General features: G+C 50.5%; 20 protein-coding genes and 1 tRNA gene. 10 read left to right on the top strand and 11 right to left on the bottom strand.

Annotated elements, in window-relative coordinates:
• Positions 1-136 precede the first annotated feature (136 nt).
• Positions 137-1,756, top strand: coding sequence for a peptide ABC transporter substrate-binding protein (locus tag J5W02_RS01840; RefSeq protein ID WP_219963947.1), 1,620 nt, complete (start codon positions 137-139; stop codon positions 1,754-1,756).
• A gap of 301 nt (positions 1,757-2,057) precedes the next feature.
• On the opposite strand, the gene J5W02_RS01835 is transcribed toward J5W02_RS01840, so the two are convergent.
• Positions 2,058-2,411, bottom strand: a complete 354-nt coding sequence (locus tag J5W02_RS01835) for a helix-turn-helix domain-containing protein (RefSeq protein WP_219963946.1) — start codon at positions 2,409-2,411, stop codon at positions 2,058-2,060.
• A 190-nt stretch (positions 2,412-2,601) separates the two neighbouring features.
• On the opposite strand from J5W02_RS01835, the gene J5W02_RS01830 reads away from it, so the two are divergent.
• From J5W02_RS01830 to J5W02_RS01815, 4 genes are all read left to right on the top strand, one after another.
• Entirely contained in the window at positions 2,602-2,859 is a 258-nt protein-coding gene (locus tag J5W02_RS01830) for a hypothetical protein (protein WP_219963945.1), read from the top strand.
• Between the two features lie 163 nt (positions 2,860-3,022).
• The gene (locus J5W02_RS01825; RefSeq protein WP_219963944.1) at positions 3,023-4,165 is read left to right on the top strand and encodes an LCP family protein; all 1,143 of its coding nucleotides are present in this window, start codon (positions 3,023-3,025) and stop codon (positions 4,163-4,165) included.
• 189 nt (positions 4,166-4,354) lie between these two features.
• Entirely contained in the window at positions 4,355-6,298 is a 1,944-nt protein-coding gene (gene metG / locus J5W02_RS01820) for a methionine--tRNA ligase (protein WP_219963943.1), read from the top strand.
• 7 nt (positions 6,299-6,305) lie between these two features.
• Positions 6,306-7,076 (top strand): TatD family hydrolase, encoded by a 771-nt coding sequence (locus J5W02_RS01815; RefSeq protein WP_219963942.1) that lies wholly within the window; start codon positions 6,306-6,308, stop codon positions 7,074-7,076.
• A 55-nt stretch (positions 7,077-7,131) separates the two neighbouring features.
• Here the strand turns inward: J5W02_RS01815 and J5W02_RS01810 are convergent, their stop codons facing one another.
• Positions 7,132-7,800, bottom strand: coding sequence for a YjgB family protein (locus J5W02_RS01810; RefSeq protein ID WP_219963941.1), 669 nt, complete (start codon positions 7,798-7,800; stop codon positions 7,132-7,134).
• 241 nt (positions 7,801-8,041) lie between these two features.
• A complete protein-coding gene (locus J5W02_RS01805) occupies positions 8,042-10,381 on the bottom strand; it encodes a SpoIIE family protein phosphatase (protein WP_255575507.1) in 2,340 nt (779 codons plus the stop codon).
• A gap of 198 nt (positions 10,382-10,579) precedes the next feature.
• Between J5W02_RS01805 and J5W02_RS01800 the strand changes: the two genes are divergently transcribed.
• On the top strand, positions 10,580-11,773 hold the full coding sequence (locus J5W02_RS01800; RefSeq protein WP_219963940.1) for an aminotransferase-like domain-containing protein: 1,194 nt from the start codon (positions 10,580-10,582) through the stop codon (positions 11,771-11,773).
• Between the two features lie 18 nt (positions 11,774-11,791).
• Positions 11,792-12,808: a tryptophan--tRNA ligase gene (gene trpS, locus J5W02_RS01795; RefSeq protein WP_219963939.1), complete on the top strand. Its 1,017-nt coding sequence runs from the start codon at positions 11,792-11,794 to the stop codon at positions 12,806-12,808.
• A gap of 155 nt (positions 12,809-12,963) precedes the next feature.
• On the opposite strand, the gene J5W02_RS01790 is transcribed toward trpS, so the two are convergent.
• Entirely contained in the window at positions 12,964-13,836 is an 873-nt protein-coding gene (locus J5W02_RS01790) for a MerR family transcriptional regulator (protein ID WP_219963938.1), read from the bottom strand.
• Positions 13,837-13,917: 81 nt separating this feature from the next.
• Here J5W02_RS01790 and J5W02_RS01785 point away from each other — a divergent pair, with 81 nt between their 5' ends.
• Together J5W02_RS01785 and J5W02_RS01780 are read left to right on the top strand one after the other, a co-directional pair.
• The gene (locus J5W02_RS01785) at positions 13,918-15,438 is read left to right on the top strand and encodes a lipopolysaccharide biosynthesis protein (RefSeq protein WP_219963937.1); all 1,521 of its coding nucleotides are present in this window, start codon (positions 13,918-13,920) and stop codon (positions 15,436-15,438) included.
• Between the two features lie 94 nt (positions 15,439-15,532).
• Positions 15,533-15,886, top strand: coding sequence for a hypothetical protein (locus J5W02_RS01780; RefSeq protein WP_219963936.1), 354 nt, complete (start codon positions 15,533-15,535; stop codon positions 15,884-15,886).
• Positions 15,887-16,000: 114 nt separating this feature from the next.
• Here the strand turns inward: J5W02_RS01780 and alr are convergent, their stop codons facing one another.
• From alr to J5W02_RS01745, 7 genes are all read right to left on the bottom strand, one after another.
• Complete coding sequence (gene alr / locus J5W02_RS01775) at positions 16,001-17,188, bottom strand: alanine racemase (protein WP_219963935.1); 1,188 nt, start codon at positions 17,186-17,188, stop codon at positions 16,001-16,003.
• Between the two features lie 18 nt (positions 17,189-17,206).
• Complete coding sequence (locus J5W02_RS01770) at positions 17,207-20,974, bottom strand: phosphoribosylformylglycinamidine synthase (protein ID WP_219963934.1); 3,768 nt, start codon at positions 20,972-20,974, stop codon at positions 17,207-17,209.
• Positions 20,975-21,149: 175 nt separating this feature from the next.
• Positions 21,150-22,376 (bottom strand): DUF1015 domain-containing protein, encoded by a 1,227-nt coding sequence (locus J5W02_RS01765; RefSeq protein ID WP_219963933.1) that lies wholly within the window; start codon positions 22,374-22,376, stop codon positions 21,150-21,152.
• Positions 22,377-22,467: 91 nt separating this feature from the next.
• On the bottom strand, positions 22,468-23,316 hold the full coding sequence (locus J5W02_RS01760; protein ID WP_219963932.1) for a metal ABC transporter permease: 849 nt from the start codon (positions 23,314-23,316) through the stop codon (positions 22,468-22,470).
• Positions 23,313-24,053 carry a metal ABC transporter ATP-binding protein gene (locus tag J5W02_RS01755; RefSeq protein WP_219963931.1) on the bottom strand — a complete coding sequence of 247 codons (741 nt, stop codon included), beginning with the start codon at positions 24,051-24,053 and terminating at the stop codon, positions 23,313-23,315. The genes J5W02_RS01760 and J5W02_RS01755 overlap by 4 nt, the downstream gene beginning before the upstream one ends.
• A gap of 11 nt (positions 24,054-24,064) precedes the next feature.
• Positions 24,065-24,946 (bottom strand): metal ABC transporter substrate-binding protein, encoded by an 882-nt coding sequence (locus J5W02_RS01750; protein WP_219963930.1) that lies wholly within the window; start codon positions 24,944-24,946, stop codon positions 24,065-24,067.
• 106 nt (positions 24,947-25,052) lie between these two features.
• On the bottom strand, positions 25,053-25,907 hold the full coding sequence (locus J5W02_RS01745) for a patatin-like phospholipase family protein (RefSeq protein ID WP_219963929.1): 855 nt from the start codon (positions 25,905-25,907) through the stop codon (positions 25,053-25,055).
• Positions 25,908-26,058: 151 nt separating this feature from the next.
• Here J5W02_RS01745 and J5W02_RS01740 point away from each other — a divergent pair.
• A tRNA-Val gene (locus tag J5W02_RS01740) sits at positions 26,059-26,134 on the top strand.
• The last annotated feature ends 69 nt before the right edge of the window (positions 26,135-26,203 follow it).

Below are 26,203 nucleotides of genomic sequence, written 5' to 3'. Positions count from 1 at the left end.
AAAGAGCTTTTTTGTTTTACTCAGAATGAATTCTGTTCAAAGCAGAAAAATATAACAATGATGTTAACCTCGTTGCAATAGCCGAAAAAAAATGATAAAATTATGAAATCCCGTAAAATAAGGGGTGACTCAACGATTGCTGAAAAGAATAACGGCAGCTTTGCTCTGCCTTACCATACTGTTCTCTGTTTCCGGCTGCGGAAAAAGTGAACCGAAGAACGCCAATAAAAAAATCAACTACTACCTTGCCTCGGAACCAAAAACACTGGACCCGCAGATCGCATCGGACAGTGCCGCCGTTGTGGCGATAGACGCACTGTTTGAGGGATTGGTGCGTCTTGGAACGGACAATAAGCCCTATCCCGGTGTTGCGGAAAAATGGGTCAGCAGTGAAAACGACACGGTGTTCACTTTTACCCTGCGCAGCGGCGCAAAATGGTCTGACGACAAAAAAACGCCCGTAACCGCACAGGATTTTGTCTACGCGTTCCGGCGGGCACTTTTGCCGCAAACCGGTTCGCCGACCTGTTCCCGCATGTTCTGCATCAAAAACGCCAGAGAGGTGAACGCCGGCACCGTGTCCGCCGATCAGCTTGGCGTGACCGCTTTGGACGCCCGTACGCTGGTGGTAAAACTCAACTACTCCTATCCCGATTTTCCCGCTGTCACCGCGGCGCCGGTCTTTATGCCCTGCAACCAGAAATTTTTTGAAAGTACTTCGGGCCGCTACGGATTGGAACGGAAATATCTGATTGGGAACGGCCCCTTTGAAATAGACGGAAAATACGGATGGACTCACAACCAGTATCTGAATCTTGTCCGTTCAGACACTTACACAGGCAAGCAAAAGCCGCTGCCGGCCAATCTGAAATTTACCGTGCAAAACAAGGATAACGCCATCACCGACCCGGTCGGGGCACTGAAATCCGGTACGGTAGACGCAATTGCCGTTACCGGCAGTCAGGCCGCCTCCGCTAAGGCGCAGGGCTGCACCATTACCTCTTTTGAGGACACCACCTGGGGGCTTTGCTTTAATACACAGTCCGAACTGATGAAAAGCAAAAATATCCGGCGGGCGTTCATTCAGTCATTTGACCGCGCGAAAGTGCTGCAGCATCTGCCAAAAAATATGTCCGCCGCGGACGATATCATTACCCCTTCCACCTCTCTGCTGGGCAAACCGTACCGCAGTCAGGCCGGCGGAAGCTCATTTTATTTAAAGCAGGATAAAAACGCCGCTTCTCTTCTTGCTGCGGGCCTGAGCGAACTATCCCTCTCCGAGCTGAAAAGCGTAACCGTCATCTGCCCGGATGACCCGAACGTAAAGCTGATGCTCAATGAAATGATTGCCGCGTGGAATGTTCAATTCCACAATTATTTCAATATGGAGCCGCTCTCCGCAGATCAGCTGGCTTCCCGCATTCAATCGGGCAACTACCAGATTGCACTGTGTCCCGTTCAGCCCACCAGCGACGGCCCGCTTGCGGTACTGTCCTTGTTTAAGAGCGGCGGACAGAGTAATCCCGCCTTACTGCGGGATTCCGCTTACGACGCCCTTCTGGACAGTGCGGAAAAAAGCAGCGGGGCCGATTCCGCTGCGATATTTGCAAATGCAGAAAAATACCTGAATGAGCAGGGTGTATTTTATCCTCTGTATTATGAAAAACATTATTTTGCCGCCGCGGAGGGTGTTACCGGGGTTGTATTCCACCCATACGGTGCCGGTGTCGATTTTATCCAAGCCGGAAAAGAATAAAGTCAAAGAAAAAGGCTTCAGCTCGTGAGCTGAAGCCTTTTGTCCTGTTAAAATGCTGTTTAGCTGAAAGCAACAAGAAGCGCGGAGCCAACAATCACCACCGCGCAGAGGATCGCCACCACGCGAACAAGCAGCTTGCGCACATCGATATGGTGTTCCGATACTTTACGGTTCTGCATTCCGATCTCCTCCTTTATCCTTCCTGCTTTTATCAATCTATTATAGCAAAAACACAAAATCAGCCGTGAATATTCTGTGAACTTTCATAGCGTTCCTTATACGAATAATTCTTTTATCTGAATCATATTGCAGGTTCCGAAAAATCACTTTCCTTTGCTCGCCGTTGATATTCCACTTTGGCCATTCCTATGACATTTTCCCGTCCCCGCTGGTCCATGGCCCGGTAATACTCAAGCAGCAGTTTTTCCTCACTCCCGAGCGGCCCGGTCAAATCCGGCCGATCAGACCGCCCAAACAGATAATCCAGTGTCACATGATAATAATCGGCAAGAATACAAAGGGATTCGTAATTCAATTGTCTTCTCTGATTTTCGTACATACAATATGCTTCTCGTGATATATTCAAAAGGGCTGCTATGTCATTCTGAGTGAGTTTATGTTCCGTGCGAAGCTCCTTTATTCTTCGAGCAACCACTTTATCATCCCCTTACGGAAATTATACAGTTTAGGAAATTTACACGCAATTTATGTAACAAACAGTTACTAAATTTGCTGAAACTTGTGTAAATATGTTGACTAAGTAACAAAACGTTAATATAATGATATATGGTAATTCTATTACAGGATTTTTGTTACCGTTTATAACCAGGAAAGGCGATGTGTGAATGAGTGAAAAGATGGTAGAGTACCTTGCTGAGTCGTGCAGCCTGTATGTTTCGAATATTCGACTGTCGGAAAACAGCGCCGTTATTTTGCCCGTAGTGGAAAGCATGAATCCCAATCTGTTTTCTGCTGAGGACTGGAGCACCAGTCTCTCATACATATTTATGAAACCTTTAAGTTTTGAAACGGCAGCTTCCGCCAAAGAATATTATGTGAAAGAGCTGCAAAAAAAATACGATGATAACGACGATCACAGCTGATCTTCCTGTTGCTCTTTTTAACTCTCTTTTTAACCTAAAAACAACGTACTGAAAGCAGGGGCAATTCCGCTTTCTTTTTTTTTGGTTTACATAACTATTGACATGCGCTCGGAATTGCAATAGAATAAGACTGCTTTGTGTATTAACGTTTTTGAGGTGAAGTATGAACAGACAAAACCGCGACAGCCGGTCGCAGCGTAGGGATATTGCTTCGGGACCGCGAAACGCGGGGAAAAGAGGAAACTATGACACCGGTGAAATCGACCGGTACCACTATGTTGACCGCGACATTTACAGCACCAGCCGACCTGCACGGCACGGCGGCAAACGATACGCCAAAAAGAAAAGCGGCCTGAAGAGATTCTTCGTCAGTCTGCTGTGTCTGATTCTGATTGTTTGCGCGGGTGTTTTTGTATATGGAAAGTTTCTGATGTCAAAATTAGACCGCTCTGAGGACATTAACACCTCAAAATATATAGAACAGCCCAGTGCCGCACCCGCGTGGGGTGTTATTTCGGACAACCAGATTACCAACATTCTGCTGATCGGCACCGATAAAGGGGATGACGGAAACAGCAGCCGAAGCGACACTACCATGCTGATTTCCATTGACTCTAAAAATAAAACTCTTCGCCTGGTTTCCTTTCTGCGCGATTTATACGTTGAAATCCCCACTATGAAAAAACAGAAGCTGAACGCAGCCTATACCAAAGGCGGCGCGGCGCTGACGATGCAGACTTTGGAAAACAATTTCAGAATCAACATTGACAAATATATTTCCGTTGACTTTGAGAATTTTGCTTCCATTATAGACAAAATGGGCGGCCTTGATATCAAGATGGACCAAAAGCTCTGTGACGCGGAAAACCGGAATATGGGCAGCCACCTCAAACCCGGGGTAAATCATCTGGACGGACGGCTTGCCGTGTACTACGCCCGTATCCGTGAAACAGACAGCGATTTCGGCCGCACTGGCCGGCAGCGCGAGGTCATGGAGCTCATGATTAAAAAGCTGGAAGGTCTGGGTCCGATCAAGATCAACAGCCTGATGAATGACTTTCTGCCGCTGGTCAAAACGAACCTGACCGATTCGGAGCTGATGTACCTTGCCACCATGGCGGGCTCTGTTACCGACTATCCGATGAAAACCATGCATATTCCCAACCTGAACACCTACACTGAACCTACTATCAAAGGAGTCGGTGAGGTGCTTGATCCGGATCTGCCCCAGAACTGCAGCCTTTTAAGAACTTTCCTCTATGGAGAAGACGCCGATGCCGGCGAATCCAATACCGTTTCAGATTAATCATATTATCATTGTACCGCTTCGGGATTGATTTCAATTTCGGAGCGGTATTTTTTCGACAATTTTTATGATTCCAACGGGTAAGTCTTCCATGTTTCTTTATTTTATATTCACTAATGATGAAAATAATGGTATAATATTAGAATTAATCACTTTATTTGAGAATACTATTCTCTTGGAGGCTAAAAAATGGATAAAAAAACTTTTTACATCACAACGCCCATCTACTACCCCTCAGGTAAGGCGCACATTGGCCACAGTTACTGCACCGTTGCCAGCGACGCCATTGCGCGCTACAAGCGAATGCAGGGCTACGACGTGATGTTTCTGACCGGCACGGACGAACACGGCCAGAAAATTGAGATCAACGCCGAAAAAGAGGGTGTTACCCCCAAGGAATATGTCGATAAAATTGTCGCCGGCTTTCAGGATTTATGGAAGCTTTTAAATATCTCCAACGACCGCTTCATCCGCACTACCGACGATTACCATGTCAAAGCGGTTCAGAAGATTTTCAAGGCACTGTACGACAAAGGGGAAATTTACAAAGGAAAATACGAGGGCTGGTACTGCACCCCGTGTGAGTCTTTCTGGACGGAAACTCAGCTGAAGGACGGAAAATGCCCCGACTGCGGCAGGGAAGTGAAAATGGCCAATGAAGAAGCGTACTTCTTCCGCATTTCCAAATACGCGGACAGGCTGTTAAAGCTCTATGAGGATCAGCCGAATTTCATCCAGCCGGAAAGCCGTAAAAATGAAATGATTAACTTCATTAAGCAGGGACTGGAAGATCTTTGTGTTTCCCGCACCAGCTTCACATGGGGAATCCCCGTTGATTTTGACCCGAAACACGTTGTGTATGTCTGGTTGGACGCTCTGACCAATTACATCACCGCAATGGGCTACGGCTCCGACGATGATTCCGATTATAAAAAATACTGGCCGGCGGATGTGCATTTTGTCGGCAAAGAGATCGTGCGTTTCCACACCATCATCTGGCCCGCCATGCTGATGGCGCTCGACCTTCCCCTGCCGAAGCAGGTTTACGGTCACGGCTGGCTGCTGTTCGGCGACGGCAGCAAGATGAGCAAATCGAAGGGCAACGTGGTTGACCCGGTGATTTTGTGCGACCGCTACGGCGTGGACGCCATCCGCTATTTCTTACTGCGTGAAATTCCGTTCGGCGCGGACGGCGTGTTCACCAATGAGGCGTTAATCAACCGCATCAACTCCGACCTTGCGAACGACCTGGGCAACCTTCTTTCCCGTTCCACCGCAATGGCCGAAAAATATTTCGGCGGTAAAATTCCCGCCGAGCGTGAAAGCGCTCCCATTGACGACGAACTGATCCAGATGGCTCTTTCTCTTCGCCAAAAATGCGACGACGCCATCGCGGGCTATCAATTCAGCAACGCGCTGACCGAAATCTGGAAGCTGGTTGCCCGAACCAATAAATACATCGATGAGACCATGCCGTGGGCTTTGGGAAAAGACGAAGCAAAGCGCGCGCGCCTTGCAGCGGTCATTTATAATCTCTGTGAGAGCCTTCGTATTGTATCCATTCTGATTACCCCTTTTATTCCGGAAACCGCACCGAAAATTCAGGCGCAGCTCGGCGCAAAGGACGATGTCCTGACCTATGAAGCCTCGGCAAAGTGGGGGCTTCTGCCTGCCGACACAGTCATCTCCAAAGGGGAAACCCTGTTCCCGCGTATTGACGTGGACAAGGAAATCGAGGAACTGAACAAACTGATCCCCAACCCCAGTGAAGAAAAGAAGGAAGCAGCCTCTGAAAAGAAAATCGAAGGCATTGCCCAGATCGGCATCGACGACTTTGCAAAGGTCGAGCTGCGGGTAGGTAAAATCATTGCCTGCGAACCGGTCAAGCGTGCAAAGAAGCTGCTGAAGCTGACGATTGACGACGGAGAGGGCCAGCGGACAGTTGCGTCCGGCATTGCGAAATGGTATCAGCCGGAAGATTTGACCGGACACAGTATCATTCTGGTTGCGAACCTGAAGCCGGCTGTGCTTTGCGGTGTGGAAAGTCAGGGCATGATTCTTGCCGCGGATGCCGGAGAAGACGTAAAAGTGATTTTCGTGGACGGAATTCCCGCGGGAAGCAAAGTCCGCTGATATGGATATGCTGAAAAATATTTTCGATTCCCATGCGCACTACGACGATTCGGCCTTTGATGGTGATCGGGATACGCTTCTTGCCGAACTGCCCGAACGCGGGATTTACAGCGTAATAAACTGCGGAGCGGATCTGGACTCTTCCCGCGCCTCCGTCCGGCTGACAGCGGACTATCCGTATTTTTACGCCGCCGTGGGCGTCCACCCCGAGTGTGTAAAAGACACGCCGGAAAATTTTCTGGAACAGCTGGAAGAATTGGCCGGGCAGAACAAGGTCGTTGCCGTCGGAGAAATCGGCCTTGACTACCATTTTGAAGAAAACGCACCGAAGGACGTTCAGAGAGCCGCGTTTGAAAACCAGATTCTTCTGGCGGAAAAACATCATCTGCCGATCATTGTGCACGACCGCGACGCACACGGAGACACCATGGAAATTCTCCGCAGGCACAAGCCCTCCGGCGTGGTGCACTGCTTTTCCGGAAGCGTGGAAATGGCTATGGAGTGTGTACGGCTCGGCATGTACATCGGCCTGGGCGGAGCGGTGACGTTTAAAAATGCCCGCGTACCGGTAGAAGTGGCGGCCGCCATTCCGCTGGAACGCATGCTGATGGAAACGGACTGCCCCTATATGGCGCCGGTTCCGTACCGCGGCAAACGCAATGATTCCACCCTGATTGCCTACACTGCCGCGCGGATTGCAGAAATACGGGGAATCACCGCAGAGGAAATCTTAAAAGTTACGCGTAAAAATGCAGAGACACTTTTTCACATCGCATAGAAAAATAAAAGGAAGCGCGTTTTAACGGCTTCCTTTTTTGTTGTTCAGTTTTTGGTTACCACTGGCGGCCGTGATCGTCGGCCATCATGTTGACCGTACCGGCAGGATAGAATACCGAGTAATGATCCAGTACGGCGTCCTCTCCGCTCGCTTTCGGGTTCGGGAAAACCATCAGCATTTTATAATCCTTGCTGACAACATACCCGATAATTCTGTCTTTACCGGAAGTCACGTCATAATCCGGCTTACCGAAAATTTCTTCAGTCTTTGAAAGGGTAATTCCTTTCAGTTGGCTGTCAAATGACCGAACCTCAAACAACTGGGAACCTTTGTTGAAACCGAACACAAATCCCTTTTTGGAATAAGTCGCATAGGTACCCTTGGCGGCGGAAATGTACTCGGATTGATCTTCCTTGCCCCACTTCTCCTGCACATCCTCAATCACATTGCTCTGAACCGCAAAATCACAGTTGATAACTTTTCCCTTTTCGGCTGTTTCCTTCATCAGTTTAAGAAGGGTTGCCTGAGCGTCGATTGGCTGGGAAGAAGCCGCCGCTGAACTCGCCTCGGAGGCAGCGGACGAAACTGTCTGTGAAGTTGCCGGAACGGAAGAGGGAGCCTGTGAGCTGCCGGAAGAATTGAAATTGGAGCAGCCTGTCATTACCGCAAGCGTACACGCCGCACAGGCACAGGCCGCCAGTGTTCTTTTCACGTTGAATGTCATAATAATACTCCTGTTTTTCATCATGATTCCGCACTATGGCGGTTGCCCCGCGTTTCTCTGAAAAATGCGGGAAGATCTCCGTTGGATAGCTTTAGGATAATCTCGCGAAAGTTTCTGTAATTTAGCAGGGAAAGTTCCTGATTATTACAAATCCTACAGATTCATTATACACCGAAAGAGCGTTAAAAAACAGGGTGGGAAGCAAATTCCCACCCTGTAACTTTTTAAGGAGGTATTTTCTCTATTCGTTTTCTCTGACTTTCATGACTAGAACCGTGATATCATCGTCGTGTCCGTCCGTACGGCGGGCAATGGCCTGCGTCACAATTTCTTCCGCCAGCTCCTGCGGAATCTGACCGTTCCACTTTTCCACCGATTCACAAATCCAGTCGTCCCCCGCGGCAAGCGCCCCATCGGAAAGCAAAACCAGAAGGTCGTCTTTTAAAAGGCTGTCGGAGGACTTGGTGAAATTGATCTCGTTCAGAATACCGATCGGCAGGCTGGGCGCATCAATCACCACTGCCCTGCCGGATTTGCGCAGGATGCTGATAGGCGCGCCGGCCTTCATAAACTCCAAGTTTCCGTTAAACAGATCCAGTGCCGCCAAATCAATGGTTGCAAGCGACTCATCGCCCGATTTCACCATCAATGCGGAATTCACAATTTTCAACGAAGCATCGAATCCAATGCCGGCTTTGACCAGACGTGAAAGAATCCCGCACGCCATTGCACCGTCCACCGCCGCGCGGCCGCCCGTCCCCATTCCGTCGCTGATAATTGCGATCTGCCGCCCGTTGCCGTCGGAGAAAGTATCCCAGCTGTCCCCGCAGATCTGCCGGTTGCCAAAGGAATGCTGGGCGCATCCGGCCTGTACCCGGTACAGGGGACGTTCAGAAATCTGTAACCTGCACTTTCCTTTGACCGTACTGATACAGGGCTGCTGGAATTTTCGGCTGCATACGCGAGAAATTTCCGCTGTCAGCTCGGCTTTATTCAGGCGGACACCGTCCAGCTGAGCGGTGATAATTTCAATCGACATTCGATTGAAGCGGTCCGTGCGGCAGCTCACGTCAATCGGCAGGATCCCCGCCCCCCGCAGGACTTCCCCGACCTTCTGCGCCGCCGCAAAGTCAAATTGTTCATAAAGCTCCAGCTCGGCCGCCATATCCTCCAGCATGTTGCTGGTAGTGACAAACTGGTCGGAAACCATGTTCCGCACCTGCTGTGCCCGGCTGTCCGCCGCGTCTCTTATCATGAATTCATTGTAATTGCTGTTGACACTGTCCAGAACCATGGGCAGCCTGCTGCAGTGAGTTGCAAACTGCGCGTTGAAATCAGTGCGGTCTATTTTTCCTTTGACTTTGAGCTTTTCAGTCAGATCATTGAACGCGTTCATACTGTCGCTGTAATTCCGCTCCCAGCAGTAAACTTTTAACCCGCAGCTGCAGCAGACGTCCTCAATTGTCTTTTTATATACGCCGTTGATGTCCGGCGCACACGCGGTATAAAGCTTTTTGGATACCTCTTCCACCGATTCCGAAACACTGCCCAGCGCCTTTGCGGCGTAGTCAAGCTTCATAATGACGGAACGGCGAAGGCCGTCGGAGCGGGATGTATCGTCGGCATGAGAAAACATGCCGATCAGCGGCGCACCAATTTTTTGGGGCAGCAGCATATAGAAAATGGTCGCAATCATCACTTCGTAGAGTCCCCCGATGACTGCTTCCTGATTTCCGACCTGAAGCGAAGCGACAGCGTTGGAAAAAATAAAAGCAACCACAGACGCCAGCCGCCCCACCGGGGAAAAGACACCCGCCATCATCCCGCCGAGCGCATAAGCGCCGGAAAGATAATTCAGGCCCGTAGTGGAAAGGCTGAACACAATACCCGACGCGATGCCCGCCACGCTGCCGCCGGAAACACCGCCGTAACGCGCGGCGAACAGAATTGCCACAATTGCCAGAACACGCCCAAGGGAAACCGGACCGATTGTCAAATTGGAAAGCGACAGCAGCACCACGCCCACCGAAAGCGCCGCACAGGCAATCTCCTGCGCGTTCAGGGTGCCCACCGTTCTGCCGGAGCCGATCAGTTTGGAGGTACGGGCGAAGAAATAGGCCATCCCGCCCGCAAGAAGCGCTTCCGCCATATACATGGCCACGGTCGCAGAAGCGGAGCCATTGACAAATACAATCGCCATTCCCGTACAGAACACCGGAAGGAACGCCGCCGCAGGAGCAAACACCGGATGCATTTTCAGCTTTACAAGGTCATTGAGCGTCCAGCGGATTGCCGCGGCAGCCAAAACCGCCGCAATATAATGCACCGGCACGGACGCCGACGAAGGCATCAGATACCCAGCCGTACTACCCAGCACCACACTCCAAATTCCGGAGTACGGAAACGCCGCAACCGCCGCAACACCGAACGGTGCGTATTTGCCGAATACCAGCCCCCGTGAGCAGAGCAGCGCCACTGTAAAATAAACCAGCTGCTTGGCCACAGCCTTTGTGGGATCCAAAGCCGCTGTTGTAAAGCTGATATGCCCCGTCTTTGCTTTTAACATTCCTATCACCGCCATACATTATTTGGAAACTTGTCCATTTTTTGCTAAAAATTATTATACTATATGTATATGATTGCTGATGTCACAACGCGCCGTAAAAAAATGGCGTTTCCAATCGCTTTATAAGTATTTTTATAAATTGTACGGTTTTTTATAGTCTTTAGCCGATTTCTGTGGTAAAATAAAAACCAATATCAATGAGAGGGTGACAATATGGAATACCAATTTTCCAACCGCGTTTTATCGCTGAAACCGTCGGCTATCAGGGAAATTTTTAAGTATGCGTCCGACCCCAGTGTTATTTCCCTCTCTGCGGGCAATCCTGCGCCGGAAGCATTCCCAATTAAGGAAGTCAGTGAAATCTCCGCACGGATTCTGTCGGAGCGCCCCATCGATGCGCTGCAGTACAGCATCACCGAGGGTTATGCGCCATTGCGCGAGCATCTTTCCTCCTATATGAAAAAAACACACGGCGTAGGCCGTGATTTTGACAATATTCTGATTACGAGCGGCGCTCAACAGGTGATGGACCTTGCGACAAAATCCCTCTGCAATGAGGGCGATGTGGTAATCTGTGAAGCGCCGAGCTTTATCGGCTCGTTGAACACCTTTCGCTCCTACAACTGCCGCCTTCGCGGAATCCCCATGGAAAGCGACGGCATGGACATGACCGAGCTGGAGAAGGCATTACAGGAAGAAGCAAATGTCAGGTTCATTTACACCATCCCGAATTTTCAGAACCCGTCCGGAATCACCATGAGCTGGGAAAAGCGCAGGCAGCTTTACGCGCTGGCCAAAAAATACGGCGTTCTGATTCTGGAGGACAACCCTTACGGCGACCTGCGTTTCTACGGGGAACACATTGAAGCCGTCAAATCCCTTGACGAAGACGGCATCGTCATTTACGCCGGTACCTTTTCAAAGGTGATCTCCCCCGGTATGCGCGTAGGCTACGCGATCGCGCCGCAGGAGATTCTACAGAAAATGATCGTCTGCAAGCAGGGCGAGGATGTACACACCAACATCTGGTCGCAGATTGTCTGCCATGAGCTGATGACAAAATATGACTTTGACGCACAGCTGAAAAGGCTGCGCGAGGTCTACCTGAAAAAATCAGCGATAGCGACGGGCGCTTTGGACAAATATTTGGCGCCGATGGTGACCTATCAGCCGATTGAAGGCGGCCTGTTTCTCTGGTGCACGCTGCCGGACGGGGTCGATATGATCGATTTCTGCAAACAGGCGGTGGAACGTAAGGTGTGTGTGGTGCCGGGCAACGCGTTCCTGACCAACGAGAACGATCCGTGCCAATCCTTCCGCATTAATTTTTCCACTCCCACAGACATTCAGCTGTTAAAGGGAATTCAAATTCTGGGCGAGCTTGCCCGCGAACTCATCAGGAATTAATTTTGGAGGCATTCAAAAATGGAAACAGTCAATACCGAGCGCAAAAAGGTCATATTCAGCGCAATACAGCCGAGCGGCACAATTACCCTCGGTAACTACCTGGGAGCGCTCAAAAACTGGATCAGCCTGCAGGATGAATATAACTGCATTTTTGCTCTGGCGGATCTGCACACGATCACTGTCCGTCAGGAACCCGCAAAATTCCGCCGCAATGTGCTGGAGGCGTATGCGCTTCTGCTGGCCTGCGGCATTGACCCGGAAAAAAGCCCGTTCTTTATCCAGAGTCAGGTCTGCACTCACGCCCAGCTTGCGTGGGTTCTGAACTGCTACACCCAGTTTGGCGAACTGCAGCGGATGACCCAGTTTAAAGACAAATCAGCCAAGCACGCCGACAATGTCAACGCCGGCCTGTTCACCTACCCCAGCCTGATGGCGGCGGATATCCTGCTGTACCAAGCGGATCTTGTTCCCGTGGGAGCCGACCAGAAACAGCATTTGGAGCTTACCCGCAATATTGCGGAACGCTTTAACGGCATTTATGGTCAGACCTTCACCGTACCGGACGCCTATATCCCCAAACAGGGCGCGCGCGTCATGTCCCTGCAGGAGCCGACCAGAAAAATGAGCAAATCCGACGAAAACGCCAACGCCTACGTTGCCGTTCTGGACAAGCCGGAGGACATCATGCGGAAATGCAAACGCGCCATCACAGACAGCGAAGCCTGTGTGCGCTGCGGCGAAGGCAAGGACGGCATCAACAATCTGATGGGCATTTACTCCTGCGTAACCGGGCTTTCCAACGAGCAAATTGAAAAAGAGTTTGAGGGCAAAGGCTACGGTGACTTTAAAACTGCTGTGGGCGAAGCCGTCGTAGAGCATCTGCGGCCGATTCAGGAACGGTACGCCGACTATATTAAAAATAAGGATTACCTAGAAAAATGCTATACCGAAAGCGCGCAGAAAGCGCTTTCCATTTCCGTGCACACTCTGAACAAGGCCATGAAAAAGGTTGGCTTCATTCCCAGAAGCTTTTAATCCGATACGGCATTGAATACGGCAGGGACGGCACCGCTAACGGTGCCGTCCCTGCTTGCTTTATTTACATAATTCTGCTTTCATATTTGGCTGATCTGATATATAATGGGGAATACCGGTCAAATATACCCTTTCGAAGAACACCGTTGAAGGCATTAGCGATACAAATCCTTTGACTGCGGAAATTTATCCATAAACTGTTGATTGGCTTTTTCGAGCTTATCCATATACGCGCAATAAGATGGGCTCAGTATTTTTAAGTTTGCAAGAAAAACACTATAGTAGCCACTGTTCTGCTGAAATTTCAGAAACTGCTGCTGTATTTGATATGCTGTTGAGTTCCTGTATTCCTCTGAATTCCGTATTTTTAAATACTCTTCCAACGTATCCTGATTATTTTCAATATAATCCTCAATATTATCAATCGCGGCGATGACTGCACTGTTCATTTTTTCCATATCTATTTCCGTATAGCAGCTTTGCAGGTATTCCAGCAATTCGGGTGAAAAATCAGGATCATCAACGCCATCGAGGTAATCGACTATTCGGTGGTATGCGTCTTCTTTTTCCCTGCTGTCAATCCTTCCATTGAGAAACCGGCCGAAATGAACACACAGATATATCCCGTAAGTTCCGGGAAAAGCCTGTACCAGCTTTTCTTTGATCGTAAAAAATTCTTCCGTGCCGGATTGTATATATTCCAATTCCTCATCAATATTATCGTTGTTTATGAATTGTTCTATCCCTTTGAGCTGTGCAGTTGTCTTCTGTAGCTTCAAGTTCATAAGATATTTGCATCTGGATAGAGCCGCAGCCTTATTTTTGCTGGTAAGAATCGATTGAATATCCGGAATACCGACCCCCAGTTTCCGTAAAACAGATATTTTCTTCAGTATGGATAGATCCTCTTCACTGTAATTGCGATAGTTATTTTCGCCTTTTTCCGGTTGAATCAGGCCCTGTTTTTCATAATATTCAACCGCTTTCTTGGTAAGCTTACATTCCCTGCAAACTTCTTTGATTAACATTCAAAATCACCCCAAATTCATCATATACCATTCCCCAGGGTATCAGTCAATACATTTCTTTGTAAAGAAGGGCTGTGAACTATGCGCAGTAAAAATTCCATCAAGAATATTATTGTCAATGTCGGCAGCCAGCTGTTCAGCATTCTGCTGAGCTTTCTGTGCCGCACCATTTTTATACGAACCCTTGGGGAAGCGTATCTGGGGATCAGCGGGCTGTTCAGCAATATCCTAACCCTGCTTTCTCTGGCAGAGCTGGGCGTGGGCACCGCGATCATTTTCAGCATGTACAAACCGCTGGCGCAGAACGACCGCAAAAAAATCGGGGCGCTGATGGCTCTGTACCGAAGGGCTTACCACACCATCGGGCTGATTGTCGGCATTGCGGGTCTTGCCTTTACCCCATTCTACCCGCTTTTTATAAAAAACGATCCCGGAATCCCGGACCTGACTGTGATTTATCTGCTGTATATTTTCAATACGGTCATCACCTATTTCTTTTCCTATAAACAGTCTATTATCATGGCCGACCAGAAAAATTATATCTGCACTCTGTACCAGTATGGCTTCTGCATTTTGCAGAACATCCTCCAAATTGCCATTCTGTTTCAAACCCGTAACTTTATTCTGTACCTTTGCGTTCAGATTCTGTTCAGCTTTTTCACGAACTTTTTCCTTGCGCGCAAGGCGGATAAAATGTACCCATACCTAAAACAGTACGAAAAAGAAAAGCTCAGCAAAAGTGATAAGTCTTCCATTATTAAAAATATCCGCGCCATGTTTATGCACCGAATAGGCAGTACGGTGGTCAACGGCACCGACATTCTGCTGATTTCCCGCTTTTCGGGCATCGTCAGCGTGGGAATCTACTCCAACTATTACCTGATAACAACCACTCTGCGCGGGCTGACCTCGCAGATTTTCGGCGGAATTACCGCCAGTGTAGGAAACCTGGGTGCGCTGGAGGACAGAAAGAAATCTTACGATATATACCTTTCCATCAATTTTGCGTGTTTCTGGATTTTCAGCTTCTGCTCGATCAGTCTCTTCTGTCTTTTCAATCCGTTTATTACCCTGTGGACAAGAAGAGAGAATCTTCTGTTCGCCCTGCCCATTGTTTTTGTAATTTCCCTCAACTTTTTTGTCACCGGCATGCGGCAGGCGACGCTGACCTTTCGCGACGCGTTCGGCCTGTTCTGGTACGACCGGTACAAGGCGGTTTTAGAAGCGGCGGTCAACCTGATCTTTTCCATCATTTTGGCCCAGCGGTACGGCATCATCGGCGTTTTCATCGGAACCTTTATCAGCACCATGACCATTGACTTTTGGGTGGAACCGCTGGTTCTGTTCCGGCACGGATTTCACCGCCCGGTCAGAACGTATTTTGCGCGGTACCTTTATTACTCCGTGCTGACAGGGCTGGTTGGGTATTTCACCTATCTGTGCTGTTCCCTCCTGCCGGATGCAGGATTTTCGGCTTTCGCCGTAAAAGGCGTGATTTGTCTTCTTGTTCCCAACACGGTTTATCTGGTTCTCTTCTGGAACACCCGCGAATTCCAATATTTAAAGGGCTTTGTTCATTTCCCTAAATCAGGCAAAGAATAACGGCGATCTAAACTTCAGAACCGTAAACAATATTGCACTTTTTTCTTTCTATGATATAATACATTGTATAGAAGGAAGAAGGGCAGGTGTGGCTATGAACAAGCGAATACTGTCTGTTTGCTTATTCATGCTTGTGTTCCTGCAAACGGCAGGATGCGGCTTAACGGTCAAAACGGATCAGGAGATCATTCGGACTGCCTACGAAAACCTGAGTGAAAATACCAAAAAAACCATAGTGGATTGGGAAAATGCAAAAATTGAAATTGAAAAATCAAACGACTCCGCCGGCTATCTGGTCGGAGGGCCAAACGGCGTAGTAAGTACAAAAGGAAAAGATACTTACATGATTACGTTTCAAACCGACGAGCATGAGGTCAGCCTAGGGCCGGTATGCGTATTTCTGGATCAATACTCTTATGATTTTATTGGCGTTGGCTTGAGGGATTAATTGAAACCGCTTGAAGCTGATATATGGCATCTTAATAGAGGGATGTTTGTGTTTCTCGGAAGAGCATAAAAATACCGTAAGCCTTTATGAGGCTTACGGTATTTTTGCTGATATTTATTTGCAGATATAATTCAGCTCGCCGACTTCTTTTCCGTCCTTGTAGTAGATGCGCGGCACGCGTTTTGATATCATACAGACCAGCTCATAGTTGATGGTGTTGTTGTACCCGGCAAGCTCCTCCAGCGTAACGCAGGCGTCTCCGTCGCGGCCGAACACCGTCACAACATCGCCCTCTTTTACGTCGGGAATGGACGTGACGTTCAGCATCAGCTGATCCATGCACACCCGGCCAATAATTTTCGCTTTGTGGCCGCGCACAAGCATGCTCGCCTTGATATAAAGGTGGCGCGGGTAACCGTCCGCGTACCCGATTGGCACGGTCGCGATTTTCATCTGTTTTTTCGCGATGTACTTCCGACCGTAGCTGACGCTGGTCTGCGGCTCCACGGTTTTTACCAGCGACACAATGCTTTTCAGCTCCATTGCGGGCATCAGCTCAACGGTATGCTTCATCATATCCGACGGCATCAGGCCGTACAGAATCACACCGGGGCGCACCATGTCCAGCTGCATATCCGGATAATCGAATATTGCGGCGGAATTCGCGCAGTGGCGGATTTTAAAGGTGATGCCGCGCTGTTCCAGCAGGGCAATCGCCTTCATCAGATTATCGAACTGCATGAGGGTATATCCGCGTCCGTCGTTTCCCTCGTCGGCAACGGCGAAATGAGTAAAAATGCCCTCCGGGTCGAGCGACGGAAGTTTGCAGACCTTTTCCATCTCATCGATCACACCGGCATCCCGGACGGGATTCTGGTACAGAAAACCGATACGGCTCATGCCGGTATCCAGCTTCATGTGAACGCGCACCGTAACCCCCGCCTTGACCGCCTCAGCGGAAAGCGCCTCGCCGTAACCGACGGAAAGGACAGTCTGCGCAATGTTCAGCTCACTCAGCTGTGCGGCCATACACGGGGGCGTATAACCTAAAACCAGAATCGGAAGGCGGATTCCGGCGCTGCGGATCTGTATTGCCTCCTCCAGATTGGAAACGGCAAACCAGTCCGCGCCCAGCTTTTCATATTCCTTGGCAAGGGTCTCCGCTCCGTGGCCGTAAGCGTCCGCCTTAATCACACAGCAAACCAGCGTTTCCGGCTTGAGCTGTTTGCGAATCATCTTAAAATTGTGGTCAATTGCGTCAAGGCTGACCTCGGCCCAGGTTCTTCTGAAAAATTCACTCATTCTATTCTTTCACCCGTATTACTTGAAGTATTTTACTCCTGATTCAAAGATCATCTGGTCCTTCGCTCCGGGAACATTTGCATACAGGTCTTTTCCTTTGCGCTCGGAATGGGCCATCTTGCCCAAAATGCGCCCATCCGGGCTGGTAATCCCCTCTACCGCACAGACGGAGCCGTTCGGGTTCCACTCAATGCTGCCGCTGGGAGTTCCGTCCGGGGTTACATACTGGGTCGCAATCTGGCCGCCGGCGATCAGCTGATTCATCACTGCGTCACTGGCGACAAAGCGCCCTTCTCCGTGGGATACCGGCACGGCAAACACATCGCCCGCGCCCACACCCGCAAACCACGGGGATTTGACGGAGGTCACACGCGTATACACCATACGGGAAACGTGGCGGCCAAGGGTGTTGAACGTCAGGGTCGGCGCGTCCTCACTCGGGTCCGTAATCTCTCCGTAGGGAACAAGACCGAGCTTGATGAGCGCCTGGAATCCGTTGCAGATACCGAGCATCAGACCGTCGCGGTTTTTCAGCAGGTCGCTGACCGCTTCGGCAATTTTCGGATTGCGGAAGGTGGTCGCAATAAATTTTCCGGAGCCGTCCGGCTCGTCGCCGCCGGAAAAACCGCCCGGCAGCATGATGATCTGAGACTGACGGATTGCTTTTTCCATCCGTTCAATTGTATCTTCAATATCGGCGGAAGTCAAATTCTTTACGACTAAAATTTCCGGCTGCGCACCCGCGTTCTCAAAAGCACGCGCGGAGTCGTACTCGCAGTTGGTTCCCGGGAACACCGGAATAAACACGCGCGGCTTTGCGGCTTTGATGGCAGGTGCGTTTGCAAAGCGTTCCGTATAGAGCGGAATTTCCTTCATAAGAGGCTGCTCCTGAGCCTGATTTGGGAAAATCTTTTCCAGCGTGCCACTCCACACCTGAATAAGCGATTCGATTTCCAACTTGTCGCTTCCCAGTATCATCTGCGGTTGTTCGGTTATTTTACCCAAAACAACCGGATGGAATTTTTCATCCAACTGACAATCTTTTGCAAGCTCTACAACCAGCGCACCGCAGGCAGGAGCAAACAGTGTTTTCTCATCCATAGCCGCTTTATCGAACACAAAGCCCAACTTGTTGCCGAAGCACATCTTTGCAACCGCAGCCGCGGCGCCGCCTTCCTTGACAACGGAAGTGGACACCACCGCACGCTGACGGTGAATCATATTATAAATTCCCGCGTAGTATTCTTTCAGCTTTTCCCAATCCGGCAGCAAAGTGTCCTCATTTTCGGGAAGGGGGAGCAGAACCACTTTCGCGCCGGGATTCTGAAACGCAGCGGAAACGGTTCCGCTTGCCTTTGTCATAGTTACGGCAAAGCTGACCAGCGTGGGCGGTACGTCCAGCTGCTCAAAGCTGCCGCTCATGCTGTCCTTGCCGCCGATGGCCGGCAGCCCCATGCCGAGCTGCGCGCTCAGCGCGCCCAGCAGCGCAGCGGTCGGTTTGCCCCAGCGCTTCGGGTCGGTATTCAATCTTTCAAAATACTCCTGAAAGGTCAGTCTGGCTTTCAGCGGATCGGCGCCGATTGCGGCTAGCTTTGAAAGGCTCTCCGTGACCGCCCAGGCCGCGCCGTGGAACGGACTGAAGCGCGCGATACCCGGGATATAGCCGTAGGACATTGCGGTGGCGTCGTCCGTTTCGCCGTGCATAACGGGGATTTTCGCCGCCATTGCCTCTTCCGGGGTCAGCTGATATTTTCCGGCAAAGGGCATCAGCACGGTCGCCGCGCCGATGCTTGCGTCAAACCGCTCGGAAAGGCCTTTCTGGCCGCAGACCTCGAGCCGGGAGAGGTTCTCTTCAAACGCTTTTGCAAGTGATTTGTTTTTCAGGCATTCCGGCACTAAATTCCGGTAATACCGTTCGGAATCTACCGCTTCAATGGTCACGCTGTTTTTCTGAGTCACACCGTTGGTATCCAGAAATGCGCGGCTGATGTCTACAATCGTGTCGTCACGCCAAGTCATGCGCAGGCGCGGCTCTCTGGTAACAATGGCAACCACCTGTGCGTTGAGGTTTTCCTCGTTTGCCGCCGCAATGAACGTATCCACATCCTGCGGGGCAAGCACGACCGCCATTCTTTCCTGCGATTCCGAAATGGCGAGCTCGGTGCCATCAAGTCCTTCGTATTTTTTGGGAACTTTATTCAAGTCAATTTTCAGTCCGTCCGCAAGCTCGCCGATGGCGACGCAGACGCCGCCCGCGCCGAAGTCGTTGCAGCGTTTGATTTTCTGTGCGACTTCCGGATGGCGGAACAGGCGCTGAATTTTCCGTTCGGTCGGCGGGTTGCCCTTCTGCACCTCCGCACCGCAGACTTCAATGGACTGCTCGGTGTGAGCCTTGCTGGAGCCTGTGGCGCCGCCGCAGCCGTCGCGCCCGGTGCTCCCGCCCAGCAGCACAATAATGTCGCCCTCGTCCGGCACAAAGCGAACGACATTCTCCTTGGGAGACGCGCCGATGACCGCGCCGATTTCCATACGCTTCGCGACATAACCGGCGTCGTACAGTTCGGTTACTTGTCCGGTCGCAAGGCCGATCTGGTTTCCGTAGGAGCTGTAGCCCTGCGCCGCGCCCGTCGTGATTTTGCGGGTCGGCAGCTTGCCCGCAAGCGTGTCCTCAAACGGAACGCGCGGGTCGCCGGAGCCGGTCACGCGCATTGCCTGATAAACATATGCCCTGCCGGAAAGCGGGTCGCGGATGGCACCGCCGAGGCAGGTCGCCGCGCCGCCAAACGGCTCGATCTCCGTGGGGTGGTTATGGGTTTCGTTCTTAAACTGCACCAGCCACTTTTCTTCTTTTCCGTCCACGGTGACCGGCACCTCGATGGAACAGGCGTTGATTTCCTCACTGAGGTCAAGGTCGGGGATCTGTCCCCTTTTGCGCAGAAGCTTCATTCCGATAACCGCCATATCCATTAAGGAAACAGGGCGGTCGGTTTCGCCGTACACCTCGGAACGGGCCTCATAATACGCTTTCAATGCATCTTCAATCGCACCGCTGACGGCCGACTGCTCAATCGTGATATTTTCCAGCTTTGTTGAAAAGGTAGTGTGGCGGCAGTGGTCGCTCCAGTAGGTGTCGATCACGCGCAGCTCCGTCACACTGGGATCACGGCCTTCCCTGCGAAAATAATCGCGGCAGAATACCAGATCTTCAAAGCTCATGGCAAAGCCCATAGACCCGTAATAAGCTTTGAGCCCGCTTTCGCTCCAACTGATAAAGCCCGTCACACGAGCGACGTCCGGCGGTACCTCCGCTTCCACATCGAGGGTTTCGGGCTTTGCTAAAGAGGCAAGGCGGCTTTCCACCGGGTTTACCAGATAGCTTTTTATCTTATTCAGTTCTTCTTCGCTTAAATTGCCCTTCACGGCAATCACACGGGCAGTTGCCACCTGCGGGCGCTCGCCTTGTGTTAAGAGCTGGACACACTGCGCAGCGGAGTCCGCGCGCTGGTCATACTGTCCGGGAAGATATTCCATGGCAAACACGGCAAAATCCTCCGGAACCGGAACCGCTTCATCGTAAACGTCGTCCACATTGGGTTCGGAAAAAATCGTTCCCCTCGCGGCGGCAAATTCTTCTTTGGTCAGACCGGATACGTCGTACCGGTTAATCAGCCTGAGCTCCTCAATAGAAGCCATGCCCAAATTGTTTACAAGGTCGGTTTTGATGTGCTGTGCTTCAACATCGAAGCCGGGTTTCTTTTCCACAAATACTCTGATTACGCCAGACATATTTCCCCCGTTCCGCCGCCCGTAAGCAGCCGATTCAACATACTTTATTTTTAATAGTAACACAATTGTTTTCCATTATAAAGAGGCTATTCAAACATTGACATTTTCCATAAAATTTTACGTTTTGCAAGCAAAAAAACCGGCGGGAAAATTTCCCCGCCGGCACTGTTTCGGTTCATTTAATTTTACGGCACTCCATGTAGAAGCGCTTGTCACAGGCATGACCCATGGAGAAGGTTTTCCGCGGAAGGGCCCCGTCGACGGCAACCGTTTCAAACAGGCTGCTTTTTTCCATTTTCGGCAGAAAGAATGCCATGGAATCGCTGTCCCCGGCACAGAGTTTTTCCGCTACCTCCACACCGTGTATGTAATCCATCTTTCCGCCTACCTGCACAAGGCGCGCATCCAGAAATTTCTGCAGTGTCCCCACTTCAAGGTTGGACGGCGGATTTTTTACCCAGATGTCCTTCTTCTTTCCGCCCAGCAGACAGGTAATCCGGTGTCCCTCGCACGGTACGTCGGAAACATCGTAGAAGCGGTACAGCTCCTTCATCAGCTCCTCCGGATTGGTCTGGAAGATCACGCGATGAATCGGCTCAAACTGCAGGGACTCATCGTACAGGTTCACGACCTCCACGAGCGCCCAGCGCGCGGGGTGGACTTCTGCTTCCTGCGACGGCAGCGTTTTTTTCAGCTCCTCATAGCAGGCCTTGGCAGTTGCAAGGGAATGGTTGCCGTCGCCCACGGCAAAAAGCAGATTGTCCCGAACCGGAAGTACGGAGAGCGCGTTCTCCAGCTTTTTAGCAGCAGCCGAATTCAGGCGGAAACCGCGGATGCTCCCGCTGTTCTGCATCAGCTTTCCTTCGTATTCCAGGGTCAAATCGGAGGGATTGATCTTCTCAATCACACTGCGCTCGGGGTCGTCAATCAGAATCATGATATGCGGCAGCTCCAGCGGAGCGCCGCGGCGAATCTTTACACGGGGCGGAATCCGTTCCAGCACTGTCCCCTCCGTCGCGCGGATGGGCGTTTTACTGCCCGCCTCGTACCGGTACTGCTCCAGATCAAGCGCCATCATGACCCCGTGGCGGATTTTCCCGTCCGCCAGGGTACGTTCCACATAGAGGTAGCTGTTCTTCACCTCACGAAAAACGCCGGCTGAGAGGTAGCGTTCCATGGCCGCGTTGATTCCGGCGGCGTACTGCTCCGCGTCGGTCGTTTCCAGATAACACTCCGGGTATACCATATGATAGGTGGACGGAAAATCCCCCGCTGCCTCTTTCGCTTCCTGCCAGTACTCCGGCTGGGAAGTATATTGGTCGCAGGCAACCACACACCAGTTTTCGGTCGGCACTTCCTTTGGCAGCAGGATATCCGCGGGTTTAAAATAAGGGTGCAACATTCAGAAATCTCCTGTTCTATTACAAAATTCAAGGCATCGCCTGTTCAGTAATAAAATAGTACCACATTTTTGATGGAATGCGCAACCTGTTTCAGTTGTTAGCCCGAGCCCGGTTAAGAAAATAGCTGAAAAAGAAGATCACCGCCGCAATCAGCACAATGGTTCCGCCCGCAGCCGTACCCGTATAGTAAGAGACAATCAGCCCACTTACCCCGGAAAACAGTGAAATGGCGATGGCAATCAGGTGATAGGAGCGCATCCCTTTTGCAAGGTTGCGGGCCGAAGCCGCCGGAAGAACCAACAAGGAATTGATAATCAGCACACCCACCCATTTGATGGATACGGTTACAATGGCCGCTACGATCACCACAAACAGCTTTTCAACAAAACGGGTATTGATTCCTTTGCTCGCTGCCAGATCAGCGTTGATGCTGGTCAGCAGCAGCCGGTTGAAAAACAGGCACCAAATCACGGTAACAGCCACCAAAATTCCAGCAAGCATACCGATTTCTTCGGGCTGTACCGTTAAAATATCGCCGATGAGATAACCGGAATACTTCGCGAAACCGCCGGAAGCCGACAGCAGCACAATGCCGAGCGCCAGCCCGGTGGAGGAAAACACCCCGATAATCGTGTCCGCCGATGACGTACCGGAATCCATAACCGCCGAGATGCACAGCGCAAACAACAGCGCAAAGCCCATCATGGAGATCAGATAGTTGTCAATACCCATCAGCACGCCGATGGCAATCCCCGTCAGCGCGGAGTGACCCAGCGCATCGGAAAAAAAGGACATCTTGTTGTTTACAATCATCGTTCCGACCAGCCCGAACAGCGGTGTAATCAGCAAAACGGCAAGCAGAGCGTTTTTCATATAGCTGAATTCCGTCCATTCGAACGGAAGAAACGTGTCGATCAAATAATATACCGTACTCATCATTTTACACCTCCGGTCAGCTTCAGCCCAAAAGCTTCCCGCACTTCGGGCGTTTTCATTACTTCCCGGACACTGCCGCTGACCAGAACGGTGCGGTCCAGCAGGACGGCCCGCGTCGCGTATTTCTCTACATGGGAAAGGTCATGGGACACCAGAATGATCGGCATCTGATGTTCCGCGCGCATAGAGGTAACAAGGTCATAAAAAACCTCAATTCCCCTGCGGTCCACCGCAGAAACCGGTTCATCCAGCAGCAAAAGATCCGGCTTGGGGTCCAGCGCAAATGCGAGCAGAACGCGCTGCATCTCGCCGCCGGAAAGGCTGCCGATTCTTTTGTTTAACAGCGAGGGGTTCCCCCCGACCGTGGCAAGCAGCTTGCGGGCTTGATTCAGTTTTTCTTTTTTATGACCCAGCCAGACCGGCATCCCGCCCATGTTAGAACAGAGCATATCGCCGACCGTGACGGGCATGGAGCGGTCAAACACCAGATTCTGCGGAACATACCCGATACGCGGATTAGAGATCTGTTCCCCCTTGGAATTGTGAAACACAACGGTTCCCGTATACGGAATACGCCCCAGCAGTGCTTTCAGCAGCGTGGTTTTCCCCGCGCCGTTGCGCCCGATCAAAGCCAGAATTTCCCCGTGATGCACGTCAAAGGAAACATCGTGAAGAATCACCCCGTCGTGTTTTCTTACCGTAAGGTTGCGTATCTGTGTGCTGCATTTACAAGTATCCATGTCATTCCCCTTTAATCCAGCGCTTCTTTCAGCGTCTTCAGGTTGCCCTCCATCGCGTTCAGATAGGCGTCTTTGCTGTCTTCCCCCGTTACCGCCGGGTCCAGTGAATAAACCTTTGCCCCGCTTTCGTTCGCCACAATGTTAGCGGCCGATTTCGGATACTGCGGCTCCGCAAAGACGGCTTTCACTCCGCTGCCCCGAATCAGCCGAATCGTTTCCGCCAGTTCCCGGGCGCTTGGCTGACTGTCAGGTTCACGGTTGACCACGCTTACAATGTTCAGGTCAAATTCTTCGGCAAAATACGGAAAGGCTTCGTGAAAAGTAATGATATCCCTGTGTGTAATATGACTCAGCTCGCGGTGCATCTGGTCGCGCAGTACGCTCAGCTTTGCCAGATAGTCCTGTGCGTTTTTCCGGTAGGCTTCGGCGTTCTGCGGGTCGGCCTGGGACAGGCCTTTTTCCAGATTGGAAACCTGCCGGATGTAGTTTGAAATAGAAACCCAAATATGCGGATTTTCTTCCCCGCTTTCATCCGTCAAAAGCTCAATGCCTTTGCTGGAATCGATCACCTTCAGATTTGGCAGCTGAGAAGTGACTTTACTCATGAAGCTTTCCATGCCTGCTCCGTTAATCACAAATACATCCGCCTGTTCAATGTTTTTCATATCCTTGGACTGCAGCTGATAATCGTGCAGGCACCCTGTCTGCTGCCCTGCCATATTATCCACCTGCACACCGGGGACCCCTTCGGTAATGTTCAGTGCCATAATATATAAAGGATAAAAGGAGGTTACTACCCGGAAACGAATATTTTTTTCCGTTCTTCCGGCACACCCCACGGACAATACCATAATGGCAGCCGCCAAAATTACGGCAGCAACCCGTTTTATCATGTTAAGAGCCTCCTTAAATGCAAATCATTTGCAATCTATAATATAGACCGTTCTCAGGCTGTTGTCAAGTTAAAAGGGACGGATAAATCCGTCCCTTCATTATTATTTATGCACGTTCCATCATAGCACAGATTTCAGGAAGCTTTTTCTCGCAGTCGCTCATGCCCATTTCATAAATCGCTTTCAGAGTCTGTGGGTCTTTTTCGTACCGTCCCGTAACGATGGGCCTGCTTGGCCGTACAATCACAGCTTTCTCTTCCGATTCCTGTCTACGGCAGACTTCAAGCTCATTGTTGTAAATTTCCGCCCGAATCTGCATGGTGTTGACGAAGTTGGGATATTCGCCGTATTTGACACGAAGCACCGCGCGCGGAAATTCCGGCTTCGGGCTTTTCCGGTAGGAGCTGTCACGCGTCAGTACAACCACATTCAGATTGTTGCCGTCAAAAAGGGAGCGTTCTATCGGAATTGGGGTTGCGCAGCCGCCGTCCAGCAGCTCATGCCCCCGGTAGGATACGGTGTTGGAAATAAAAGGCAGCGAGCTGGAGGCTTTGACCGCGGTAAAATTCTCATCCAGAGTTGCTTTGTCAAAGAAGACGGTCTGTCCGGTTTTCAGGTCGGTGGCGCCTACTTTCAGATCAATCGGGGAATTAAAAAAGGATTCATAATCAAACGGCAGCAGAGTGTGAAAAAGCTCTCCGAAAATAAAATCAAATCCAAACAAAGAACCAGTACGGTTCAAGTTCTCGACGCTCATGTATCGTTTATCACTGATATATTGGTAGAAAATATCGTAATTTCTATTCTTCTGTCCGGAAATGTAGCTGAGCGCATTACAGGCGCCGGCTGAAATGCCGTAAACGTTTGGGAATTCGATTCCATGATTCAGGAAGACTTCCAGCACTCCGCTCGTATATGCTCCGCGCATACCTCCGCCTTCCAGTACAAGACCTATCGGCATAGCAAACACCTCACATCAAAAATATTTATGTTTTATTATAGGCTAATCCCCGGTCGAAAACAAGCGAAGGAAATAAAAATGAGTTTTTTTGAATTTTTATATTGATTTTTAAAGCAAATTACGTTATAATAATCGAGCACTCAAAAGATATGGACGTTTAGCTCAGCTGGTAGAGCATTCGCTTGACGTGCGAAAGGTCATAGATTCGAGTTCTATAACGTCCACCATAAAAGGCAAGCAGTTTTTCTGCTTGCCTTTTCCTTTTATATAATAAAAATTTTATTGATTTCTAAGTT

This window comes from Caproiciproducens faecalis (assembly GCF_019448085.1).
Lineage (GTDB): Bacteria > Bacillota > Clostridia > Oscillospirales > Acutalibacteraceae > Caproiciproducens > Caproiciproducens faecalis.
The sequence above is the reverse complement of the archived record's forward strand: the minus strand, read 5'-3'. Positions and strand labels throughout refer to the sequence as shown.

Excerpts from the sequence above, each read along its gene's own strand:
- J5W02_RS01755 (WP_219963931.1), bottom strand. The coding sequence starts at position 24,053 with ATGGATACTTGTAAATGCAGCACACAGATACGCAACCTTACGGTAAGA.
- J5W02_RS01745 (WP_219963929.1), bottom strand. The coding sequence starts at position 25,907 with ATGCCGATAGGTCTTGTACTGGAAGGCGGAGGTATGCGCGGAGCATAT.
- J5W02_RS01800 (WP_219963940.1), top strand. The coding sequence starts at position 10,580 with ATGGAATACCAATTTTCCAACCGCGTTTTATCGCTGAAACCGTCGGCT.
- J5W02_RS01790 (WP_219963938.1), bottom strand. The coding sequence starts at position 13,836 with ATGTTAATCAAAGAAGTTTGCAGGGAATGTAAGCTTACCAAGAAAGCG.
- J5W02_RS01765 (WP_219963933.1), bottom strand. The coding sequence starts at position 22,376 with ATGTTGCACCCTTATTTTAAACCCGCGGATATCCTGCTGCCAAAGGAA.
- J5W02_RS01750 (WP_219963930.1), bottom strand. The coding sequence starts at position 24,946 with ATGATAAAACGGGTTGCTGCCGTAATTTTGGCGGCTGCCATTATGGTA.
- metG (WP_219963943.1), top strand. The coding sequence starts at position 4,355 with ATGGATAAAAAAACTTTTTACATCACAACGCCCATCTACTACCCCTCA.
- J5W02_RS01805 (WP_255575507.1), bottom strand. The coding sequence starts at position 10,381 with ATGGCGGTGATAGGAATGTTAAAAGCAAAGACGGGGCATATCAGCTTT.
- J5W02_RS01825 (WP_219963944.1), top strand. The coding sequence starts at position 3,023 with ATGAACAGACAAAACCGCGACAGCCGGTCGCAGCGTAGGGATATTGCT.
- J5W02_RS01760 (WP_219963932.1), bottom strand. The coding sequence starts at position 23,316 with ATGATGAGTACGGTATATTATTTGATCGACACGTTTCTTCCGTTCGAA.
- alr (WP_219963935.1), bottom strand. The coding sequence starts at position 17,188 with ATGAGTGAATTTTTCAGAAGAACCTGGGCCGAGGTCAGCCTTGACGCA.
- J5W02_RS01780 (WP_219963936.1), top strand. The coding sequence starts at position 15,533 with ATGAACAAGCGAATACTGTCTGTTTGCTTATTCATGCTTGTGTTCCTG.
- trpS (WP_219963939.1), top strand. The coding sequence starts at position 11,792 with ATGGAAACAGTCAATACCGAGCGCAAAAAGGTCATATTCAGCGCAATA.
- J5W02_RS01785 (WP_219963937.1), top strand. The coding sequence starts at position 13,918 with ATGCGCAGTAAAAATTCCATCAAGAATATTATTGTCAATGTCGGCAGC.
- J5W02_RS01770 (WP_219963934.1), bottom strand. The coding sequence starts at position 20,974 with ATGTCTGGCGTAATCAGAGTATTTGTGGAAAAGAAACCCGGCTTCGAT.
- J5W02_RS01830 (WP_219963945.1), top strand. The coding sequence starts at position 2,602 with ATGAGTGAAAAGATGGTAGAGTACCTTGCTGAGTCGTGCAGCCTGTAT.
- J5W02_RS01810 (WP_219963941.1), bottom strand. The coding sequence starts at position 7,800 with ATGACATTCAACGTGAAAAGAACACTGGCGGCCTGTGCCTGTGCGGCG.
- J5W02_RS01815 (WP_219963942.1), top strand. The coding sequence starts at position 6,306 with ATGCTGAAAAATATTTTCGATTCCCATGCGCACTACGACGATTCGGCC.